The sequence below is a fragment of the Qiania dongpingensis genome (genome assembly GCF_014337195.1).
Lineage (GTDB): Bacteria > Bacillota > Clostridia > Lachnospirales > Lachnospiraceae > Lientehia > Lientehia dongpingensis.
In genome coordinates, this window is record NZ_CP060634.1 from 2,692,669 (window position 1) to 2,714,617 (window position 21,949).

General features: G+C 49.0%; 20 protein-coding genes and 3 tRNA genes. 19 read left to right on the plus strand and 4 right to left on the minus strand.

Annotated elements, in window-relative coordinates:
- Positions 1-27: 27 nt before the first annotated feature.
- Positions 28-714 carry an AIM24 family protein gene (locus H9Q78_RS12610; RefSeq protein ID WP_249302111.1) on the minus strand — a complete coding sequence of 229 codons (687 nt, stop codon included), beginning with the start codon at positions 712-714 and terminating at the stop codon, positions 28-30.
- Positions 715-810: 96 nt separating this feature from the next.
- The gene (locus H9Q78_RS12615) at positions 811-1,386 is read right to left on the minus strand and encodes a biotin transporter BioY (RefSeq protein ID WP_249302113.1); all 576 of its coding nucleotides are present in this window, start codon (positions 1,384-1,386) and stop codon (positions 811-813) included.
- 267 nt (positions 1,387-1,653) lie between these two features.
- Here H9Q78_RS12615 and H9Q78_RS12620 point away from each other — a divergent pair, with 267 nt between their 5' ends.
- The 17 genes from H9Q78_RS12620 to H9Q78_RS12700 all read left to right on the plus strand — a co-directional run bounded on the left by H9Q78_RS12620 (position 1,654) and on the right by H9Q78_RS12700 (position 19,742).
- The gene (locus tag H9Q78_RS12620; protein ID WP_249302114.1) at positions 1,654-3,072 is read left to right on the plus strand and encodes an L-fucose/L-arabinose isomerase family protein; all 1,419 of its coding nucleotides are present in this window, start codon (positions 1,654-1,656) and stop codon (positions 3,070-3,072) included.
- A 359-nt stretch (positions 3,073-3,431) separates the two neighbouring features.
- Positions 3,432-4,499 carry a CHAP domain-containing protein gene (locus tag H9Q78_RS12625; RefSeq protein WP_249302115.1) on the plus strand — a complete coding sequence of 356 codons (1,068 nt, stop codon included), beginning with the start codon at positions 3,432-3,434 and terminating at the stop codon, positions 4,497-4,499.
- Between the two features lie 11 nt (positions 4,500-4,510).
- Positions 4,511-5,242 (plus strand): hypothetical protein, encoded by a 732-nt coding sequence (locus tag H9Q78_RS12630; RefSeq protein ID WP_249302116.1) that lies wholly within the window; start codon positions 4,511-4,513, stop codon positions 5,240-5,242.
- A gap of 139 nt (positions 5,243-5,381) precedes the next feature.
- Positions 5,382-6,095: a UMP kinase gene (gene pyrH, locus H9Q78_RS12635; RefSeq protein WP_249302117.1), complete on the plus strand. Its 714-nt coding sequence runs from the start codon at positions 5,382-5,384 to the stop codon at positions 6,093-6,095.
- Between the two features lie 13 nt (positions 6,096-6,108).
- Positions 6,109-6,663, plus strand: a complete 555-nt coding sequence (gene frr / locus H9Q78_RS12640) for a ribosome recycling factor (protein ID WP_249302119.1) — start codon at positions 6,109-6,111, stop codon at positions 6,661-6,663.
- Between the two features lie 179 nt (positions 6,664-6,842).
- The gene (locus tag H9Q78_RS12645; protein WP_249302121.1) at positions 6,843-7,565 is read left to right on the plus strand and encodes an isoprenyl transferase; all 723 of its coding nucleotides are present in this window, start codon (positions 6,843-6,845) and stop codon (positions 7,563-7,565) included.
- A gap of 2 nt (positions 7,566-7,567) precedes the next feature.
- Entirely contained in the window at positions 7,568-8,413 is an 846-nt protein-coding gene (locus H9Q78_RS12650; RefSeq protein ID WP_249302123.1) for a phosphatidate cytidylyltransferase, read from the plus strand.
- A gap of 41 nt (positions 8,414-8,454) precedes the next feature.
- A complete protein-coding gene (locus H9Q78_RS12655; RefSeq protein WP_249302125.1) occupies positions 8,455-9,597 on the plus strand; it encodes a 1-deoxy-D-xylulose-5-phosphate reductoisomerase in 1,143 nt (380 codons plus the stop codon).
- A 5-nt stretch (positions 9,598-9,602) separates the two neighbouring features.
- Positions 9,603-10,901, plus strand: a complete 1,299-nt coding sequence (gene rseP, locus H9Q78_RS12660) for an RIP metalloprotease RseP (RefSeq protein WP_249302127.1) — start codon at positions 9,603-9,605, stop codon at positions 10,899-10,901.
- A gap of 69 nt (positions 10,902-10,970) precedes the next feature.
- Positions 10,971-12,047 carry a flavodoxin-dependent (E)-4-hydroxy-3-methylbut-2-enyl-diphosphate synthase gene (gene ispG, locus H9Q78_RS12665; RefSeq protein ID WP_283245051.1) on the plus strand — a complete coding sequence of 359 codons (1,077 nt, stop codon included), beginning with the start codon at positions 10,971-10,973 and terminating at the stop codon, positions 12,045-12,047.
- Positions 12,048-12,088: 41 nt separating this feature from the next.
- A complete protein-coding gene (locus tag H9Q78_RS12670; protein ID WP_249302132.1) occupies positions 12,089-16,528 on the plus strand; it encodes a PolC-type DNA polymerase III in 4,440 nt (1,479 codons plus the stop codon).
- 101 nt (positions 16,529-16,629) lie between these two features.
- Positions 16,630-16,938, plus strand: coding sequence for a metal-sensing transcriptional repressor (locus tag H9Q78_RS12675; RefSeq protein ID WP_147597340.1), 309 nt, complete (start codon positions 16,630-16,632; stop codon positions 16,936-16,938).
- Positions 16,939-17,028: 90 nt separating this feature from the next.
- Positions 17,029-17,102, plus strand: a tRNA-Pro gene (locus H9Q78_RS12680).
- A 24-nt stretch (positions 17,103-17,126) separates the two neighbouring features.
- Positions 17,127-17,198 (plus strand) — tRNA-Glu (locus H9Q78_RS12685).
- A gap of 670 nt (positions 17,199-17,868) precedes the next feature.
- Positions 17,869-18,069 carry a hypothetical protein gene (locus H9Q78_RS12690; RefSeq protein ID WP_249302135.1) on the plus strand — a complete coding sequence of 67 codons (201 nt, stop codon included), beginning with the start codon at positions 17,869-17,871 and terminating at the stop codon, positions 18,067-18,069.
- 207 nt (positions 18,070-18,276) lie between these two features.
- Positions 18,277-18,417 (plus strand): hypothetical protein, encoded by a 141-nt coding sequence (locus H9Q78_RS12695; protein WP_249302137.1) that lies wholly within the window; start codon positions 18,277-18,279, stop codon positions 18,415-18,417.
- Positions 18,414-19,742 (plus strand): hypothetical protein, encoded by a 1,329-nt coding sequence (locus tag H9Q78_RS12700; RefSeq protein ID WP_249302139.1) that lies wholly within the window; start codon positions 18,414-18,416, stop codon positions 19,740-19,742. The genes H9Q78_RS12695 and H9Q78_RS12700 overlap by 4 nt, the downstream gene beginning before the upstream one ends.
- 64 nt (positions 19,743-19,806) lie before the next feature.
- Here the strand turns inward: H9Q78_RS12700 and H9Q78_RS12705 are convergent, their stop codons facing one another.
- Entirely contained in the window at positions 19,807-20,496 is a 690-nt protein-coding gene (locus tag H9Q78_RS12705; protein ID WP_330595303.1) for a M20 family metallopeptidase, read from the minus strand.
- Between the two features lie 161 nt (positions 20,497-20,657).
- Here H9Q78_RS12705 and H9Q78_RS12710 point away from each other — a divergent pair.
- Positions 20,658-20,731 (plus strand) — tRNA-Val (locus H9Q78_RS12710).
- A gap of 116 nt (positions 20,732-20,847) precedes the next feature.
- Here the strand turns inward: H9Q78_RS12710 and H9Q78_RS12715 are convergent.
- Positions 20,848-21,096 (minus strand): hypothetical protein, encoded by a 249-nt coding sequence (locus H9Q78_RS12715; protein WP_249302143.1) that lies wholly within the window; start codon positions 21,094-21,096, stop codon positions 20,848-20,850.
- A 487-nt stretch (positions 21,097-21,583) separates the two neighbouring features.
- Between H9Q78_RS12715 and H9Q78_RS12720 the strand changes: the two genes are divergently transcribed.
- Positions 21,584-21,799, plus strand: coding sequence for a hypothetical protein (locus H9Q78_RS12720; RefSeq protein WP_249302145.1), 216 nt, complete (start codon positions 21,584-21,586; stop codon positions 21,797-21,799).
- Positions 21,800-21,949: the final 150 nt, after the last annotated feature.

Genomic DNA, 21,949 nt, shown 5'->3' on the forward strand with positions numbered 1-21,949 from the left:
CAATGGTATTGCGATTCAGCACATGGTTCAGCCGTTTCCGCTGGTGTTGAAAAAGGGCTGCAGAGTTTTTGCGACATCGCTCACAGGCATAGTCTGTAAGATCACATGGCCGGGGCCGGTGATCCTGGTGTTGAAGATGCCTTCGCCGCCCAGAAACATATTTTTAACGCCAGGGACCTTTTGGATGTCCAGGCTGCAGGTGGAAGACATGGCGGCCAGATAGCCGGTATCCACAATGAGCTGCTGGCCGGGGGCCAGGTCGTATTCTATGGCGGCTCCGTCAATCTCGATGAAAGCCATGCCATTTCCGGACAGCCGCTGCATGATGAAGCCCTCTCCGCCGAAGAAGCCGGCGCCCAGCTTTTTCTGGAAGAAAACAGACAGATCCACTCCGGCGGTGGAGGCCAGGAAACCGGCCTTCTGCACGATCATGTCACTTCCGGGCATGATTTCCAGCGGCCGGATGGAGCCGGGGAAGCTGGAGGCGAATGCGATCATGCCGGGGCCGCCCTGGGCGGTATAGATATTCTGGAAAATGGCTTCGCCGGAAAACATCCGTCCGAAAGCTTTGCCGATGCTACCGCCGCCGCTGGTAGCCATCTGCATATTGGGTGACATCCAGCTCATGGACCCGCGTTCTGTGATCATCTGTTCATTGGCGTCAAGCTCACAGATGACCACGGGGAGATTGCCTCCCTGAATGTTATATTTCATGAAAGTATCCTCCTGATTCAGGTAAAAGATTGTTTACGATTGACAATTTCACTCTATCATGGCAGGATACATCCGTCAACTGGAATCCCCGCGGGCTTAACGGTCTTTAAGCCGGGAAACCGCCCTTTTCAGAACAGGTCCAACAAGTGCCGCCAGTACGATCTTGGCTGCGTCTCCCGGCAAATAGGGGACGACGCCGGCCATCAGACCTGCGGGGAATGACAGCTTCATCTGAATGCAGAGCCATACAGTGCCGAACAGATAGCATACGGCAGTTCCCAGTATCATTCCGAGAACCTGAAGAATGTGATTCCTGGAAAAGCGGTCGATAAAATATCCGGCGATCAGCGCCATGAACAGGAACCCGACCAAATATCCGCCGGTGGGGCCTGCCAGCTTGGCCGGGCCTCCCGTAAAGCCGGAAAAGACAGGGACTCCCACCAGGCCGATCAGAAGATAGACCAGATAACTGATGGTTCCGGCTTTCATACCGAGCACATACAGGGATATATATACGGCCAGGTTTGTAAAGGAGATCGGCACGGGGCTGATGGGAAGCGGGATCACCAGGGGAGCGAGTATGCAGGTTACGGCGGTCATCACACCGATCAGCGTCATCTGCATGATGGACAATGCCGGTTTGGCACTTTTTTTTGCACTGCTTTTTTCCATAGTCAGGGTTCCTCCAAACGTTCCATGTATTAAATAAGACTGCTGACATTATAGAATAGAAGCGATGAAATGTCAACTATATTTAGAATTAGATTGACAATTGAGAAGACAGCTTTCTATTGATATTTTTCAATTATTATGCTATAATCACAATATATGAAATTTACTATTTCATATTTGAAATAGTAAATACAAAATACATTATACATAACAAAATTGCCGGCACGGGGGTGTTGTGCGGCAGGGAAAGAAAGGAAGGTATTATCTATGGCAGAAAAGAATAAGAAACCGCTGATTGGCCTGATCGGGTTTTCCGACGGGGATCCGGAAGTACATGAGCAGCTCAAGGACGTTGTTCAGAAACAGGTGGACGTGATCTACGAAGAGCTGACGAAGAGCGGGGAAGTAGATGTGATCGTGGCGGACAGCCTGGTAAATAGTGTAGAATCTGCAAAAAGACTTGCGGAGGATTTGAAATGTAAGGGTGTGGACGGTACGATCTTCTCCTACGGCGTATTCGCATTCCCCAACTTCAGCGCGATCGCGGCTAAGAACGGCAAGGGTCCCTTCCTTCTGGCGGCTAACTTAAATCCCGACTGGCCCGGCATGGTGTCCATGCTCGCCGCAGGCGGAGCTTTGAGCCATATTGGGATCGATCATTTCCGCGTGGCCGGAGATGTGCGGGAAACGGAAGTCTTAAATAAGATCATTGATTTTGCAAAATGTTCTAAGGTGGTCAGCCGGCTGAACGGAATGAAATACGGCCTTATCGGCGGCAGAAGCCTTGGCATGTACAGCGCTACCGTTGACATGCAGGATTGGGAGCGCAACTTCGGCGTGGATATTGAGCACATTGACCAGCTGGAGATCGTCCGTCGGGCAGACAATGTCAGCGAAGAGCAGGTAGAGAAGGCATTCAAATGGCTTACCGACAATGTGGGCGAGATTAAATACAACGGCACCAGCTTCACGCCTGAAAAGCTGAAAACGCAGATCCGTCATTATGAAGCTACTAAGGAAATCGTTAAGGACAACGACCTGGATTTCATCGGGGTGAAATGCCATTATGAGATGAGCCGTCACTACTGCACTCAGTGCCTGTCCGCAGCTTTTATGAATGACCCCTATGACTGGGACGGCCCTAAAAAGCCCGTGATCTGTGCCTGTGAGGCGGACTCCGACGCGGCTTTGACCATGGAAATCCTTCATCTTCTGACCGATGATCCGGTCGTGTTCATGGATGTGCGCCATTATGACAAGGATTATGATGTGATGGTATTCTGCAACTGCGGATCTCAGTCTACCTATTACGCGGCAGCTTCTGATGATTATAAAGAGAACTTGGCAAAGACCACGCTTTATCCGGCGCTTCCCATTTATGCCGGCGGCGGCTGCCATGTAAACCTGATGACGAAACCCGGAAAGGCCACCATTGCCAGACTGTGCCGTCGGGAAGGCAAATACCGTATGACCATCATTCCGGCAGAATTTGTAGAGCTGCCCAAGGAAAAAATGGCGGAGACCACGGAAGAATGGCCTCATGTATTTGCAAAGCTTCCTTTTGATCATAGCATTTTCCTGGATAAGTTCGATGCCAACCACTGCCATGCCGTATACGGCGACCAGGTGGAAAAGCTGAAGATGATCTGCCGGATGCTGAACATCGATGTGGATATGATGGGCTAATAGAATATGCTTTGAGACTTTTATGCGGAAGCGGGGCGAGGCCCCGCTTCCTTTTTGAGTTGCATAAAAGCGTCTGATGGTTTTATGCAATAGTTAATGTGTTGCGGAAATAAATAATCTATTAAGAAAAAGAAGATTTAAATAAGGCGTTAATAATGAGATGATAAAAAAAACTGGTAAAAATTATATGAATACGATATACTAAGAATATAAACAACTAAAATCAAAAAAATAATAATAGTTCAAAAAATTGACTGTAAAAAGACTTTTAAGTGGCTAAAAAGTACTTATATGTAAAGGGTAACAAAGATGATAACATTTCAAAAAAGTTATTATTTATTTAAAAAGGGGGATTATGTATGAAAAAAAGTGCGGCTGTGTTTACTACAATAATATTATCGTTGGTTCTAGGATTTACAGCATCAGCAAATGGTAATACAGGTAGCTGTGATCAGATAGAAAATGATAGGTATTCGTATGAAGTGGGAATTTCAGATGAAAGCTGGATGGAAATGACATATACTGAAAAAGTTGAAGCATATTCTATTTCTCAGGAAATATTAGAAGATATGACTACTCAGCAATTGGTTCAGGCTGTAATGGATTATCCATTTTTAGTTGATTTGACATTGTTTAATACTTTGGAAGAGGGATATGCTCATGTATTAAGTTGTTCGAATGCTTTGCGAGAATTAGAAAAAAGAACAGATGGTTTTATGACATTGATAGAATATTATGAAAATATGCCCGTACCAATCAAGGAAGAAGAAGGGGATATAAGTATTATTAAATTGACTTTTGCGGAGATATTAATTAGTAATATGGCAGATAAAGTTACAGTTTCTGAAAAACAATTAGATGAATTGATAAAAGTGATAGATCAAAAAGATGATCAGAAAGCTTTAGCGTCCGAATTATATGGTACGGAGTCTAATCTAAGAATTGCCGGAATGCAGGTTTATAGAGCTGAATTTACTAGTCATACGGTAAAATCACTTAAGGGTGTAAATGTTTCCGTAATTCATTATCTGTCCGATTTGTCAACAGCACAGAAAAATCAGGAGAATATTGCGTATAGTCAAGCATATCCCCAAGCGACAATTCTTGGTACAGCTACTACAATGTATAACTGCGCCTCATATGCGATGGTTAATCGTTCCACATCAAACATCTACTGGTTAAATAATCTTTCGCCTACTGCGGCTGGCTATACAAGGTTAGGAAGTAGTCTGACAAATGCAACAGCCGGTGGGGTGATTTATTATACAAGAACAGATAGTTTGGGCAGTCATGTTGGAGTAGTACATAGCACTAACGGAGGTAAAATAATTATTCGTTCTAAAATGGGGATTGGCCCATTAGCTCAACATGAAATTCAAATGTGCCCTTATTATCTGGGAAATGGCGGCCTTATTTTTTATAAATAGGAGCAGATTTTATGAAAAAGTATGTCTCTGTCTGTATTTTAAATATATTTTTAATAATGTGCGTTTTGGGATGCTGTGCCTGTGGTGAAGAAATAAATAGTGAGGAAGCGGGAAGCAAAATTCAGGAGACTGAAACAGGGAAAAATCCGGATGAATTATATGAATTAAAAATAACAGAGAGTACTGTCTCGAATTTTTCGAATATGGAGGAGAAAGAAGAGTGGTATGGTGATTATAAATTCATAGAATATATCCGGCCACATTTTGGGTTTCAGCCGAATCCCGACAAGGAACAACGCCAGAGAATCTTAGATTACCAAAAACAAAGTATAGTATCCTTGAGTGAAAATTCAGTTAAATATTTAGGATCTGTAAACAGAGAAGATGAACCAGATGCTTACGAGGATTATAAATATGATCACTACGTAATGGAAGCTTCTTATGTTTTAAAAACCATGATACTGGATGAAAAAGTTTTGCAGGATATAACAAGCAGGTGGGGAAGGGAATATCATCTTGATGGAACGCCTGTGGACTTTTCTGAATGGGCTTATGGGGACGAGTCTTATTTTGCGGATATAGACTTTAAGGTTAGCGATTACGAAGGGCATTATATTCTGATTTTTTATGACGAACAGAACCCGTCAACAATTAAAGAAAGAGAATATTGGATTGACGCGGGCAATGGTGTTGTATATTCTCTTACAGACCAGATGGTATCTAAGTGGCAAAAAATTAGATAACAGGTTGAATTCATTGTGTTTAATGTCACGAATTTATAACTTGTACAGTGCGGGGAGGTTGTGCTATACTATATTAGATAATTATAGGCAGCGATGGTGATGTTTGACAGCTGCATGATGGATACTAGTGAGGGAGATCATGGAGAAAGCAAAACGTGTATTACTGAAGCTCAGCGGCGAGGCTCTGGCGGGGCCGGCCGGAAAAGGGTTTGACGAAGCTACGGTGAAGGCTGTGGCGAGGCAGGTGAAGCCTTCAGCAGAAGAAGGTGTGGAGATCGGCGTTGTGATCGGCGGTGGAAACTTCTGGAGAGGACGCTCCAGCAATGCCATAGACCGGCCGAAGGCCGATCAGATCGGGATGCTGGCTACGGTAATGAATTGTATCTACGTGTCGGAGATTTTTCGTTCCGAGGGAATGGACACAGAGATTTTCACTCCGTTTGCCTGCGGCACCATGACGAAGCTGTTTTCCAAGGATGCCGCGAACCAGTGCTTTCGGGAAGGAAAGGTGGTGTTCTTCGCGGGAGGGACGGGTCATCCATACTTTTCCACGGATACGGGCATTGTGCTGAGGGCCATTGAGATGGAGGCAGACATCATCCTTTTGGCAAAGGCAGTGGACGGCGTATACGACAGCGATCCCAGGACGAATCCGGACGCGAAGAAGTATGATACGGTTTCCATTGGGGAAGTGATCGAGAAAAAGCTGGCGGTGGTAGACCTGACCGCGTCTATCATGTGTATGGAGAATCATATGCCTATGGCAGTGTTCGGGCTGGGCGAGAAGGACAGTATCCGGAAAGCCATGAAGGGCGATATCACAGGCACCGTGGTGACGGTGGATGATAAATAGGGAGGATTCGGATATGGAAGAGAAGTTAAGGGTATTTGAAGAGAAAATGGAAAAAGCGGTGAGTGTGCTGCGGGCAGAATATGCGTCAATCCGGGCAGGCCGCGCGAACCCCCATGTATTGGACCAGATAACGGTGGATTATTATGGAGTGCCGAGCGGTATCCAGCAGGTGGCCAACGTATCTGTGCCGGAGCCCAGGATGCTCCTTATCCAGCCTTGGGAAAAGAGCCTCATCAAGAATATCGAAAAGGCGATTCAGGTATCCGATCTGGGCATCAATCCCAGCAACGACGGCAGCGTGATCCGTCTGGTGTTCCCGGAGATGACCGAGGAGCGCAGAAAAGAGCTGGCCAAGGACGTAAAGAAAAAGGGAGACGGAGCGAAGGTGGCAATCCGGAATATCCGCCGTGATGCCAATGATTCCATCAAGAAACAGAACAAGAGCGGAGAGATTTCCGAGGACGAACAGAAGCAGCTGGAAGAAAAGGTGCAGAAGCTGACGGACAAGTTCATCGAGAAGGTGGATAAGGAAATCGAGATCAAGAGCAAAGAGATTCTGACCGTATAGGATGCGGGAAGATACCATGAAATCATGAATAGCAGGGGGGGGCAGGCACAAGAGGTTCCTGCTCCCTTTTCTTCCGCCGGCAGTTTTTTATTTCATTGGACACACCTCCTATGAAATAAAAAACCCCTTGGGCCTTGCCCACTTTGTTACCGGCGAACAGAGATAAAGTTGGAGGAACTATGGCAGAGAAAGAGAAAACGGACTGGAAGATACCGAAGCATGTGGCCATTATATTGGACGGCAATGGCAGATGGGCGAAAAAACGGGGCCTGCCCAGGAACATGGGACATGTGGAAGGCTGCAAGGTAGTAGAGCAGACTGTTGAGGACGCGGCGCGGATGGGGATAGAATACCTGACTGTTTATGGCTTTTCCACGGAGAACTGGAAACGCTCTGCGGAAGAGGTGGGGGCTCTTATGCAGCTGTTCCGCTATTATATGAAGCGGCTTTTAAAGGTGGCAAAGCGGAATCATGTGCGTGTCATCATGATAGGAGAACGGAGCCGGTTCGACCCGGATATCATTGAGGGCCTGAACCGGCTGGAGAATGAGACGCGGGAGAATACGCGGATGGTATTCACGATCGCGGTGAATTATGGAAGCAGGGACGAGATCACAAGGGCGGTGCGCCGCATGATGGAAGACTGCAGGGACGGGAAGGTGCGCCCCGAAGAGGTGACGGAGGGCTTGATCAACAGCTATCTGGATACCAGGGAGCTGCCGGATCCCGATCTGCTCATCCGGACCAGCGGAGAACAGAGGCTGTCCAATTATCTTTTATGGCAGCTGGCGTATACGGAATTCTATTTTACCGATGTTCTTTGGCCGGATTTCAATAAAGAGGAATTGGCCAAAGCCATAGAGAAATACAATGATAGAGACAGACGGTTTGGGGGGGTGTGAGAATGTTCAGGACCAGGTTGATAAGCGGCGTTGTTTTGGTTCTCATTGCCATAGGCCTTCTTACGCTGGGGGGATATGTCCTAGCAGGAGGGCTGCTCCTCATTTCTCTTATCGGTATGTATGAGCTGTACCGGACCGTCGGGATAGAGAAAAGCCTGCTTGGAGCGGTGGGATATGCAATGGCAGCGCTTTACTATCTCATTCTCATCCTTTCGGAAAACCCGGCGGTGGATTCCATGCCGGTGATTTTCTTTGTCGTATTTCTGATTCTTTTGATGGCGGTCTATGTGTTCACATTTCCGCGGTACCAGGCAGGACAGGTAATGACGGCGTTCTTCGGGCTGGTATATGTGGCTGTGATGCTGTCCTATATGTACCGGACCAGGGTGATGGAGGGAGGTCAGCTTCTGGTATGGCTGGTGATCTTAAGCTCCTGGGGATGTGATACCTGTGCATACTGTGTGGGCATGCTCATTGGAAAACATAAGATGGCGCCCCGTTTGAGTCCAAAGAAATCAGTAGAGGGCGCGGTAGGAGGTATTCTGGGGGCGGGAATCCTGGGCGCCGTTTACGGCGCAGTTTTTGGAAGCAGCGTGGGGGCAGAGCTCACTTCTCCGGTCCTGGACTGTGCTATTATCTGTATGGTGGGAGCGGTGATTTCCCAGATTGGGGATCTGGCGGCCTCTGCCATCAAGCGGAACCATGATGTAAAGGATTATGGAAAGCTGATTCCAGGTCATGGAGGCATCCTGGACCGGTTTGACAGCGTCATTTTTGTTGCCCCGGCCATTTATTACACCATTGTCCTGCTGACCCGGGGAATGGAAGCGTTTAAATGGTTTTTATAAGGGCAGCGTATAATAAGTTCATATAACGGAGATAAAGATAAATGAAGAAGATTTCGATATTGGGCTCCACAGGCTCCATTGGGACACAGACCTTAGAGGTGGTGCGTGAGAATCCGGATATGCAGGTGACCGCGCTGGCGGCCGGAACTAACATAGAGCTTCTGGAGGCACAGGCGAGAGAATTCTGCCCCAGGCTGGTGAGCCTCTGGGACGAGGAAAAAGCGAAGGACCTGGCCGTAAGGCTTGCGGATACGGGGATCCAGGTGCTGGCCGGAATGGAAGGACTTCTTTCCGCAGCCACGGAAGAAACGGCTGAGATCGTGGTGACCGGAGTTGTAGGCATGATCGGCATCCGGCCTACCATCGCAGCCATTGAGGCGGGAAAGGATATTGCCTTAGCCAATAAGGAAACACTTGTGACGGCGGGGCATCTGATCATGCCGCTGGCGAAAAAAAACGGTGTGAGGATTCTCCCGGTGGACAGTGAGCACAGCGCCATTTTCCAATCCCGGAACGGGGAAGAAGGAAATAAAATAGAGAAGATCCTCCTGACGGCCTCAGGAGGCCCCTTCCGCGGATTTACGAGAAAACAGATGGAAGGAATACGGCTTCAGGACGCGCTGAAGCATCCGAATTGGTCCATGGGCCACAAGGTGACGATTGATTCCTCCACGCTGGTGAATAAGGGGCTGGAGGTCATGGAGGCGAAATGGCTGTTTGACGTGGAGCTTTCCGACGTACAGGTGGTAGTCCAGCCCCAAAGCATCATTCATTCCATGGTCCAGTATGAGGACGGGGCGGTGATCGCCCAGATGGGAACTCCGGATATGAAGCTGCCGATCCAGTATGCGCTTTTATACCCGGAAAGGCGGCACATGAATGGAGAACGGCTGGATTTCTGGAGTCTTCGTTCCATAGAATTTGAGGCTCCGGATCTTAAAAACTTTCCGGGGCTCTCCATGGCCTATGAGGCCGGAGAAAAGGGCGGCACGATGCCGACCGTGTTTAACGCGGCCAACGAATGGGCTGTGGCGGCATTCTTACGGCAGAAAATCGGATATTTGCAGATCACGGATATTATAGAAGCCGCGATGGCCCGTCATAAGCGGCAGGAGAACCCTGGATTGGAAGAAATCCTCCAGGCAGAAGCAGAAACATATTCCTATATTGAAGACAGGTGGTAGAAAGCATGATCTTAAACATTGTGCTGGCACTTCTGGTGTTCAGCATCCTGGTGGTGTCCCATGAATTCGGACATTTCCTTTTGGCAAAGAAAAACGGTATCGGCGTCGTGGAGTTTTCCGTGGGCATGGGTCCACGGATCATAAGCGGCGTAAAGGGCGGGACCAGATATTCCCTGAAAGCAATCCCGTTTGGCGGTTCCTGCCAGATGGTCGGGGAAGACGATGAGGATGAAAGTGAGGATTCTTTCAACAGTAAATCTCCTCTTGCCAGGTTTGCGGTGGTGGCAGGCGGACCGATCTTTAATTTTCTGTTGGCACTTGTACTTTCTATTGTGGTACTGAGCCTGGCCGGAGTAAATGAGCCGAGAGTGTATTATGTGTCAGAAGAATACGGCGCCGCCAAGGCGGGTCTTGAAGAAGGAGACTTGATAAAGGCCATTGACGGCCATAAGATCACCCTCGGGCGGGACATCGAGCTTTATTTCCTGAACCATCCGATGGACGGTTCCCCTCTCACGATCACTTATGAACGGGATGGAGAGACGTTCACCACAGAACTGGACCCGACTTATGAATCCTATATGACCGGATTTTCCTATTATGCCACGGAAGAACCGGCTGAGATCACCAGCCTGGTGGAAGGCCTGGATATGGAGAAGAACGGTGCGAAGGTAGGAGATACCATCACGGCTATAGATGGGATTCCCATTGCCAGCGGCACAGCACTTCAGACATATTTTGAAGAGCATCCCCTCAGTAAGGATAAGGCGGTGACGATCACCTGTGAACGGGATGGAGAAAGCTTTAATCTGACTGTAACGCCTGCGTATTATAAATCCAATACTTTGGGAATGGAAGCGGTCGGCTACCGGAATAAGAACGCGGGAGCGCTTTCCGTGATCAGAAGCAGCTTTTCGGAAGTGCGGTATTGGATGAGCTATACCCTTACTTCTCTTAAGATGCTGGTCACCGGAAAGGTAGGAGTAGATGATCTGTCAGGCCCTGTTGGAATCGTGAACATGGTCGGAGAGGTTGTGGAGCAGAGTAAGCCGGACGGAATCCTTTATGTGTTCTTGAACCTGATGAATTTCAGCATCCTGCTCAGCGTGAACCTGGGCGTACTGAACCTTCTGCCGCTGCCGGCTTTGGACGGCGGCCGCCTGGTGTTCATTCTCATAGAGATCATCCGCGGAAAGCCTGTGCCAAGGGAGAAAGAAGGAATGGTGCATACCATCGGTATCGTGCTTTTGATGGCGCTCATGGTGTTTGTCCTGTTTAATGATGTCCTGAAGATTGTCCGCTGACCGGAGCATGGGACAGCTGCGGGCCGGAAAACGGCGCGGCGGACAAATAGCTTACAGAAGATACGCAGTGTGGAGGAATATGCTATGGCATATCGGGATAATACAAAGAGAATCCGGATTGGAAACAGGGAGATCGGCGGCGGCAGCCCGGTCCTGATCCAGTCCATGACGAATACGAGGACAGAAGATATTGCCGCTACCGTGACTCAGATCCACAGACTGGAAGAGGCCGGCTGCGAGATCATCCGCTGTGCGGTGCCGACTATGGAAGCAGCCCATGCACTGAAAGAGATCAAGAAGCAGATATCCATCCCGCTGGTGGCGGATATTCATTTTGATTATCGGCTGGCAATAGCGGCAGTGGAAAACGGAGCGGATAAGATTCGCATCAATCCGGGGAATATTGGCTCGAGAGAGCGGGTAGAAGCCGTCGTAAACGCGGCGAAGGAGAGGCATGTCCCCATCCGCGTCGGTGTGAACAGCGGTTCCCTGGAGAAGGAGCTCATATCGAAATACAGAGGCGTAACGGCGGAAGGCCTTGTGGAGAGCGCTTTAGATAAGGCGCGTCTGATAGAGGATATGGGGTACGACAACCTGGTGATCAGCATCAAGTCCTCCGATGTGCTCATGTGTGCCAGAGCCCACGAGCTGATAGCGGAAAGGACGTCATATCCGCTACATGTGGGCATCACGGAAGCCGGAACGCTGCATTCGGGGAATATCAAATCGTCGCTGGGCCTGGGTATCATCCTGTATCAGGGAATCGGCGATACCATTCGGGTATCCCTCACGGGAGATCCGTTGGAAGAGGTGAGGTCGGCGAAGCAGATCCTCCGCACCATGGGACTCAGAAAAGGCGGCATCGAAGTGGTGTCCTGTCCTACCTGCGGCCGTACCAAGATTGATCTGATCGGTCTGGCAAATCAGGTGGAGACCATGGTATCCGGCATGGATGGCCTGGAGCTTAAGGTGGCGGTCATGGGCTGCGTGGTCAACGGACCGGGAGAAGCGAGAGAGGCGGATATTGGAATTGCGGGAGGGATCGGCGAAGGCCTTTTGATCAAAAAGGGCGAGGTCGTGCGGAAGGTACCCGAGAAGGAACTTCTGTCGGTACTTAAGGACGAGCTGTTGCATTGGAAGAAGTAGCTGCGGCATAAAAGGGCCGCGAATGGCAGGGAGTGCGGATAATGGGAAAGAAATTCTGGGAAGTCATTCCAAAGCTGCAGGTTTCGGACGAAATGAGGGAGCTTCTGGAGCTGGTCACCATAGAAAAAGTGGCGGCCAACAAGGACAGAAGCTCCATCCGTATTTATATCGTCTCCGAAAGGCTGATACATAAAAGAAACATCTACATATTGGAAGCAAGCATAAAGAAGCAGCTGTTCGGCGGCTATGAGACAGAGATCAAGATTCAGGAGACGTACCGGCTGTCGGCCCAGTATAATCCGGAAAAGCTGATGCGGGTCTACCGGGACAGCATCCTTTTGGAACTTAAAATGTACAGCCTTATCGAATATAATATTTTTCGAAAGGCCCAGTGGGAATTTCCGGAGGAGAATATCCTGACGCTGGAGGTGGAGAATGATATCGTCACCAAGAGCAAAGTGGATGAGCTTAAGAGGGTGCTGGAAAAGGTGTTCAATGAACGCTGCGGCTTTGGAATAGAAGTTCGCTATCTCTATAAGGAATGTCGGCTGGGACAGCATGAAAAGGAAAAAGAACAGCTTACAAAAAAGCAGGCTGCCCGGGTAGTGCGGCAGTCTTCTTTTGCTGCGGCAGAAGAAGAAAAATTAAAGGAGCTGGATGAAAAGAATGAGCCCGCGGCGGAGGAAAAAAAGCCGGCGCCCAGGACGGCAGTGAAAAAGGGCGGCTATTTCGGCAGAAGGAGCAAAATGCGTCATGACGACGTTTTGTTCGGATATGACTTTGACGATGGAGAAGAGGTGTCCTTAGACCAGATCATCGGCGAGATGGGAGAGGTGGTCATCTGCGGAAAGGTACTCCGATTGGAGGAAAGGGAGCTTCGCAGCGGGAAAACCATCATGATTTTCGATATCACGGATTTTACCGATACGATCACTGTGAAGATGTTCATCAAGCCGGAGATGATCGACGAGGTCCGCGGCTTCTTAAAGACAGGGATATTCCTCAAGATCAAAGGAATTACCAATATTGACAAGTTTGATGGAGAGCTTACGATCGCGTCGGTCACCGGAATCCGAAAGGCTGCTGATTTCACTTCCAAAAGACAGGATAACAGCGATGTGAAAAGGGTTGAGCTTCACTGCCATACAAAGATGAGCGATATGGACGGCGTTTCGGATGTAAAGGATCTGATAAAACGGGCCAAATCCTGGGGAATGCCGGCTATGGCCATCACCGATCATGGCTGCGTACAGGCATTTCCGGACGCGTTCCATACTTTCGATTATAATCAGTTTGAGACCATTAAGACAGATCCCTTCAAGGTGATATATGGCGTGGAGGGATATCTGGTAGACGATTTGAAGGATGTGGTGGTGCGTTCGGAAAACCAGTCTCTTTTGGATACTTATGTGGTGTTCGATATCGAGACGACAGGCCTCAGCGCTGCGAAAAACAGAATTATCGAGATAGGCGCGGTAAAGGTAGTGAATGGAGAGATCAACGATCGGTTTTCTGCCTTTGTGAATCCGGAGCTTCCCATACCCTTTGAGATTGAGAAGCTGACCGGCATCAATGACAGTATGGTCATCGGGAAACCGACCATAGAGACGGTCCTTCCGCAGTTTCTCGAATTTTGCGGAGATTCTGTCATGGTGGCCCATAATGCGTCCTTTGATATGAGCTTTATCGAGCACAACTCAGGGCTTCTCGGTATAAACTATAAACCAACTGTTGTGGATACGGTGACCCTGGCCAGGATCCTCCTTCCGGAGCTTAAACGGTATAAGCTGGATACGGTGGCAAAAGCCCTGGGTGTATCCCTGGAGAATCATCACAGGGCGGTGGATGATGCGGAGGCGACGGCACATATTTTTGTGGCTTTTGTGGAAAAGCTCCGTAAGAAAAATGTGGAGACTTTAGACGGAGTAAATGAGCTGGGCAGTATGTCCGTGGACAATATCCGGAAAATGCCCACCTATCATGTGATTATCCTGGCCAAGAACGATACGGGGCGCGTGAACCTGTATAAGCTCATTTCCATGTCTCATCTGACCTATTTTGCCAGAAGGCCCAGAATTCCAAAAAGTGAGCTTGCAAAGCATAGGGAGGGCCTGATTATCGGCTCGGCCTGTGAAGCGGGAGAGCTGTTTCAGGCGGTCCTGGGAGGGGCGCCCGACGAGGAGCTGGCGCGCCTGGTGAAATTTTACGATTATCTGGAGGTCCAGCCCATTGCCAATAATGCTTTTATGCTGAGGGAAGGCAAACACGGGATTAAGAGCGAGGAAGATCTGCAGAATCTGAATCTTAAGATCATTGAACTGGGAGAGCAGTTTAAGAAACCGGTGGTCGCCACCTGCGACGTACATTTTCTGAACCCTGAGGACGAGATCTACCGGAGGATCATCATGGCGGGCCAGGGATTTTCAGACTGCGACAACCAGGCGCCCCTATATCTGCGGACAACGGAGGAGATGCTTAAGGAATTCGCTTATCTGAGCCCGGAGAAAGCCTACGAGATTGTGGTGACCAACAGCAATAAAATTGCCGATATGTGTGAGAGGATTGCTCCAGTGAGGCCGGACAAGTGCCCTCCTGTCATCGAGAATTCCGACGTGGAGCTTCGTACCATGTGCTATGATAAGGCGAAGTCCATTTATGGGAGCCCGCTGCCGGAGGTGGTGGAGGAGCGTCTGGAGAGGGAGCTCCATTCCATCATCACCAACGGCTTCGCCGTTATGTATATCATCGCGCAGAAGCTGGTGTGGAAATCCAACGAAGACGGCTATCTGGTCGGCTCCCGTGGCTCTGTTGGCTCCTCCTTTGTGGCTACCATGTCGGGAATCACGGAGGTGAATCCTCTTTCCCCTCACTATTATTGTGAAAACTGCCACTACAGTGAATTTGATTCAGAGGATGTGAAAAAATTCAGCGGCGGTGCAGGATGCGACATGCCTGACAAGGATTGTCCCGTCTGCGGAAGGCCCCTTAAGAAAAACGGATTTGATATCCCCTTTGAAACGTTCCTGGGATTTAAAGGAGATAAGGAGCCGGATATCGACCTGAACTTCTCCGGTGATTATCAGAGCAAGGCCCATGCCTATACGGAAGTGATATTCGGGAAGGGTCATACCTTCCGGGCGGGCACCATCGGCACTCTGGCGGATAAGACGGCTTTCGGCTATGTAAAGAAATATTTTGAAGAGCGGGGGACCAGAAAGAGAAACGCGGAGATCAACAGGATCGTTTTGGGCTGCGTGGGCGTCAGAAGGACGACAGGGCAGCATCCCGGAGGCATCGTGGTCATGCCTCATGGAGAAGAAATCAATTCCTTCACGCCAATCCAGCATCCGGCCAATGATATGACCACGGATATTGTCACCACACATTTTGACTATCATTCCATCGATCATAACCTGCTCAAGCTGGACATTCTTGGACACGACGATCCTACCATGATCCGCATGCTGGAGGACCTGACGGGACTGGACGCGAAGGAAATTCCGCTTGATTGTAAGGAAGTTATGAGTCTCTTTCAGAATACCAGCGCCCTCAAAATAAAGCCGGAGGATATCGGCGGCTGTAAGCTGGGAGCGCTGGGAATCCCTGAGTTTGGGACAGATTTTGCCATGCAGATGCTTATTGACGCAAAGCCGACCTGCTTTTCCGACCTGGTCCGGATCTCCGGCCTTTCCCATGGCACGGACGTCTGGCTTGGGAACGCGCAGGATCTGATCCTCAGCGGACAGGCGACGATTCAGACTGCTATCTGTACCCGTGATGATATCATGATCTATCTGATTCATATGGGGATGGATAAGAGCCTTTCTTTTACCATCATGGAAGCCGTCCGAAAGGGCAAGGGCCTTAAGCCGGAGTGGGAAAAGGCCATGAAGGAGGCGGGGGTGCCCGACTGGTATATAGGCTCCTGTAAGAAGATCAAATACATGTTCCCTAAGGCGCATGCGGCGGCTTATGTCATGATGGCCTGGCGGATCGCGTACTGTAAGGTGTTTTATCCGCTGGCGTACTATGCGGCGTTTTTCAGTATCCGAGCATCCGGATTCTCTTATGAGATTATGTGCCAGGGGCGGGACAAGCTGGAATATTACCTGCAGGATTATAAAAATCGCTCGGATACTCTTTCTAAGAAGGAGCAGGATACCCTCCGCGACATGCGGATCGTCCAGGAAATGTATGCCAGAGGATTTGAATTCATGCCCATTGACATTTACCGGGCGAAGGCGGACAAATTCCAGATTGTCGACGGGAAACTGATGCCGTCTTTAAGCTCCATTGACGGGCTGGGGGGTAAGGCTGCCGATGCCGTGGTGGAAGCGGTGGAGAAAGGAGAGCGGTTCTTATCTCTGGAAGACTTCTGGCAGAAGACGAAGGTGCCGAAGACTACCATTGATCTGATGGCGGATATGGGTATCTTCGGGGATCTTCCGAAGAGCAATCAACTGTCGCTCTTTGATCTATAGCGCCGATACACATCGGCGCCAGGCTTTGCCTTTACGGAAAAACAGGTTTGTGGTATGATGGATGAGATACGAAAACAGGGCCGGAATACAGGAGGTTTTCCATGGATTGTAAAAAAGAATGCTGCAATTGCGGAAAGATGAAGCACCGTGATGAAAAAGAATATAAGGATTTGATTCACCGTTTGAACCGGATGGAGGGGCAGATTCGCGGAATCCGGTCCATGGTGGAAGAAGAGCGGTATTGCGTGGATATTCTGACGCAGGTGCAGGCGGTGAGCTCTGCGCTCAACGCCTTTAACAGAACGCTTTTGTCCAACCATATCAAAACCTGTGTGGTAGAGGACATTCGGGACGGGAAAGAGGCGTCTGTGGACGAGTTGTGTAAAACGATCCAGAAACTGATGAAATAAATTATCATATAAAACCGAAAATAATTTTTAAAGAAATTGCAATTATTTTCTTGACAATTCATATAATTTAGGATATACTCACATAGGTATCGAGGCGTGGCTCAGTTTGGTAGAGCGCCGCGTTCGGGACGCGGAGGCCGCAAGTTCGAATCTTGTCGCCTCGATTTTCCCTAGGATACTGATGATATGGCCTGTTGGTCAAGCGGTTAAGACGCCGCCCTCTCACGGCGGAAACAGGGGTTCGATTCCCCTACAGGCTATTAAAAGTTACATTCGAAAATTCTCAGCAAGGTGCTGAGTTTTTTTATTTCATAGGAAGTATATTCTTTGAAATAAACGCTCCATGAGAACCGTGACACACTCGTACAGGCTTTCTGCGAAAGGTTTATCCGCTGTTTGTCAGCAAAGCTGTCAGGAAAGGACGGACCAGGGCTGAGGTAAAGTATAATCTGCCGCGCGAAGTGCGCCTGCCCGAACGGTATGGATTAAAGAGTGCCCTTGGGTATACTCTGCCGCACGAAGTGCGCCTGCCCGGAGGGCATGAATTAAGGGATGCCCTTGGGTATACCTTTGAATACCTTTAAAACAAACTTACCTTTATAACCAGATGAGACAGGAGGAAATCCGATTCCATCCAGGCGGCTCGCTGGCAGCCGTAACCAGGATCTTTACGGCCTCCAGTCGGTCCTTTCCAACTGACATGGATAAACCTTAATTTTTCCATGTCAGATTCCAATAAAAACCTGCATGAAATTCGGTTTTTACCTCCCTGCGGCCGGGAAGATCCTGCTAACGCCCTTGCGGCGCTCGTCTTACGATGGGATCGGATCGTTCCTCCTGCTCCTCTTCCCGCACCAAAATAAGCTTCTGTTTGTTCCGAAAGATATTGGAGCGGACACCGCGGCCCGCTGCTTTATGCGCGCGGGCCGTATGGATATCCAATCCTTTTCTGGAATCAAGGGCATAGTGTGTATCTTGAAAGGTGCGGGAGGCCGGGCACCGGCAGAACGATTCCGGGCCGGCCTAAAGGTGAGCGCCGCAGGGCAGCGGCCGGTGTTCCCCAGGCGGAGGAAGACAGAAACGAAAAATACCGATTCCGTTTCTGAGCGAACCGGAGACGGAAAATCATAAAGATTTTTCGCCGACATGTGAGCGATACTGCCGGAGCGGGGATAAAGCGGCCCCTGCATCGCCAGCGAACCGAAATCGTGACGGCTCGGAACTTCTGCCGGTGCTTAACTGGAGCTTGAGCGGAGCCGGCTAAAATGATCCCAAAAAGTATTTTGTATCATACCCAAGGGCATCCCTTAATTCATGCCCTCCGGGCAGGCGCACTTCGTGCGGCAGAGTATACGTTGGCTGACAGGCTGCAGCCAGTCGGAACCAGAAAAGATTCTGGAAGAGACAGTGAACAGGATCACCGCATGCACAGGAATGGATTATTTTGAGGATGGAGAAAGGCGGGGAAATACAGAATGAAAAAAATTGTGGGTATCTTGATGACGGCGGCCGGAGCCGTTTTATTTCTTCTTTCCGCTCTTTTGGTAGTACACCAGATCACAGAGTGGATGAAGTGGGGATTTTATAAAAGTGAGCTCCGGCTTTTTTCTATTCTTTTTATCTTTATGATCCTGACGGCACTGCTTTGTATAATGGGGATTCAGTTGATACGAAAGCAGAATGGAGCTGCGGAAAAAGCTGGATTTTGTGAAGAATCTGCCGGTACAGAATGGCAGGCCGCGGCTCCGGATAAGAAAATATATAAAAGTGCGCCGGGACTGCTAGTGGCCGAATTTGCAAAAAAACTGGTTTTGATCGGATTTTTCTTATTCCTCCTATTTTATGTCCTTTTGGATGGGCTTAAATATCTGGCTCTTGCCAAAGGAGTCTGTATGGGTATCTGGCTGACCTGTACACTGAGTCTCTCATCATTCTGGGCATTTTACTGGTGCAGGATCCGGATCGAAGTGAGTACGTCAGGACTCAGGTTCTGCAGAGGAAACCGAAAATATGCGGAGTATCCGCTGAACACCGGATTTTGGGCGGTGACGGAAAAAAAGCGCCTGAACGGTATATTCACTGGAACAAACCGGCTGATTTTTGTGCCGGTTCGGCCGCATTATAATAAGGTATTGAACTGCTATGGCATTCAGGCGCTGGATTTTTCAGATTTGATGGAAGATATCAATAAGCTTAGAAAAGATGGGACTTTTGAAAAGATTCCAGAAGAACTGACGGCGGAATATATCTATGAAGCGTGTGACAAACGGGAATTCCAGATACCCAGAGAAAAACTGCTGAAAAGGGAACGCAGACGAGCGGCGCAGATTGGAATTGGCTGCGCGGCCGCGGGGGCAGTTTTAGCGGCCCTGTGGTTTTGTCTCCTATATAAAAAGCCGATGGATGCAAATGCCGTATTTTTGATACTGGTCATTTTTTTGCTTTTTTGTGTGCCCTTGCCGGTCCTTCAGGCTTTTCGCTGCTTCACGTATTCGAAAAAAATGCCGGAGCGGATTGTTCTGGCAGATTCCAGCCTGCGGGTGGATGAAACATCTTATCCAGCCAGAGAGATAAAAAGGATATCCATGACGCCTGTCGGTTTTAGAAGGTCAAGGAACGGGACTTCTTTCCACAGAATAATGGCCGTCCGATCAGAGGCGAAACGGGAGGAATACCATTTGGGCAGCACCACTTCTGGCGGTGTGCCGGAGGAACTGATCTACGATGAATACGGAGAACTGGTGGCATCTCTCAGGCAGTGGTGTTCCAGACACAGCATTTCCTTTCAGGAGGACCGGGAATGACAAAATACATAAACGCCCTTTTCGGCACAGGATTTTTTTTGTGGCCGAAAAGGGCGGTTAAGTATTATCCGAGCAAGTTCATGACGGCGGTGATATACACCTTTACAGCTGTGACGACATCACTGATATTGACCCATTCGGCGCCTGCGTTATAAGCGTCCAAGTCTCCGGGCCCGAAAGCCACGGTGGGAATACCGGCTTTGTTGATCAGGAAGTCCGCGTCCATATGGGCCCGCATGGCTGTCAGAGGAGCGGCTTCTCCTGTGACCTCTCTGCCGGCTTCTTTTAACATCTCGATCACTTCCGCACCGTCTTGAACGACGCCGGCGAGGGTATCATAGCCGAGGATGGCGGTAGCCTGGATGCGTTCGTCTTTTTTCTTCACTTCTTCCAGGATGGCTTCGATCTGTTTCATGAACTGAGCGCCGTTTTCTCCTTCGACAATGAATCTGGAGACCTTAAGCGTGCATTTCTCAGGAAGGACACAAGATCTTGAGCCGCCTTCAATCACTCCGAAGTTGATCGCTCCCTTGTTTAATATTTCACTGGTTCCCACCGGGATTTTTTTAATCTCCGACATGATTTCATACATGACCTCGATGGCATTGACGCCCAGCTCAGGATTGCACGCATGAACCGGGACTCCGGTGACTTCAATGATGACCTCCAGCATACCCTCACATCCGCGGCAGATGGTCAGGTTGGTGGGCTCCCCGATCACCACCATATCGGCATGGAACCCGTCGTCGATCAGGTTTACTGTGCCTTTTACTTTACATTATTTTTTTATTTTGCCTCAATATACAAATTATGCGAATTTCCTGCTTTTAAGTACATGTCGTTTGACAGCGGATTTTAGAAAATTTCAGATTTCTATTGACTATTTCATTTCAAGTGATAAAATAGAAGAGCACTGGAAGCATAGCTCAGCTGGGATGAGCGTTCGCCTCACACGCGAGAGGTCATGGGTTCGAGCCCCATTGCTTCCACTATGAAAAGCCTTGTATCTACGTGGATATTGCAGTATGTCCCGTAGAAACAAGGCTTTTAGTTTAATATAACAAAATACTTTTTGGAATCATTTTTAGCCAGCTCCGATCAAGTTTCAGTTAAACACCGGCAGAAGTTCCGGACTGTCACAATTTCGGTTCGCTGGCGATGCAGGGACCGCTTTATCCCCGTTCCGGCAGTATCGCTCACATGTCGGCAGGAAATCTTTATGATTTCCTGTCTCCGTTTCTGCCCCCCTCCGCCTGGGGAACACCGGCCTCTGCCCTGCGGCGCTCACCTTTAAGCCGGTCCGGAATCTTTCTGCCGGTGCCCTCCCTGCCGCACGATACTGAACAAATTTCATTTCTTAGATTCCAGAAAAGGATTGGATATCCATACGGCCCGCGCGCCTAATGGCAGCGGGCTGCGGTGGACCGCGCCAATGGTTTTCAAAACACGCGGAAGCCTTATCTCGGTGCGGAAAGAGGAGCAGGGGGAATGATTCGATTCCATCGTAAGGCGAGCGCCGCAAAGGCGTTGGCAGGATTTTCCCGGACGCAGGGAGGCAAAAATCGCATATCATGCGGATTTTTGTTGGAATCTGACATGGAAAAATTAAGGTTTATCCATGTCAGTTGGAGAGGACCGACTGGAGGCCGTAAAAATTTTGGTTACGGCTGCCAGCGAGTCGTCTGGATGGGATTGGATTTCCTCCTGTCTCATCTTATACATAAGACAAATTTGTTTTAAAAACGGCTGTGAAAGGATAAAGATATTATAAAAATCCGGCTAAAAGGGATGAATTTCCGGCTGCTGGAAAAAATAGGCGATAAATGAAAGGAGAAAGTGGAATGGAATTGGCGGATAACGGACGGGTGGTATATTACACGGAGGATGGTCTGGTCCATTCGGGCCGGATCATGGAGATAGAAGAGACAGACGACGGATTTAATTTTCAGATAGATACCTATGGGAACTGCGAGGGGCAGTACGTGATATCCTCTCATCAGATCGGACGTACGGTTTTCTTTGAGGAGGAAGCGGCGAGAAACAGTATATCCCTATAATAAAGAGCTTGCATTGAATGGAAAAATGTGCTATAGTATTAATGATAATGAATAAAGCAGGATGAAGAGTGGGCGGATGTCCACTCTTTGTTTTTGGCTTGCAGAGAAAGAACTCTGCTTTTTGTGAATATCACAAGAATCAGCAGAAAG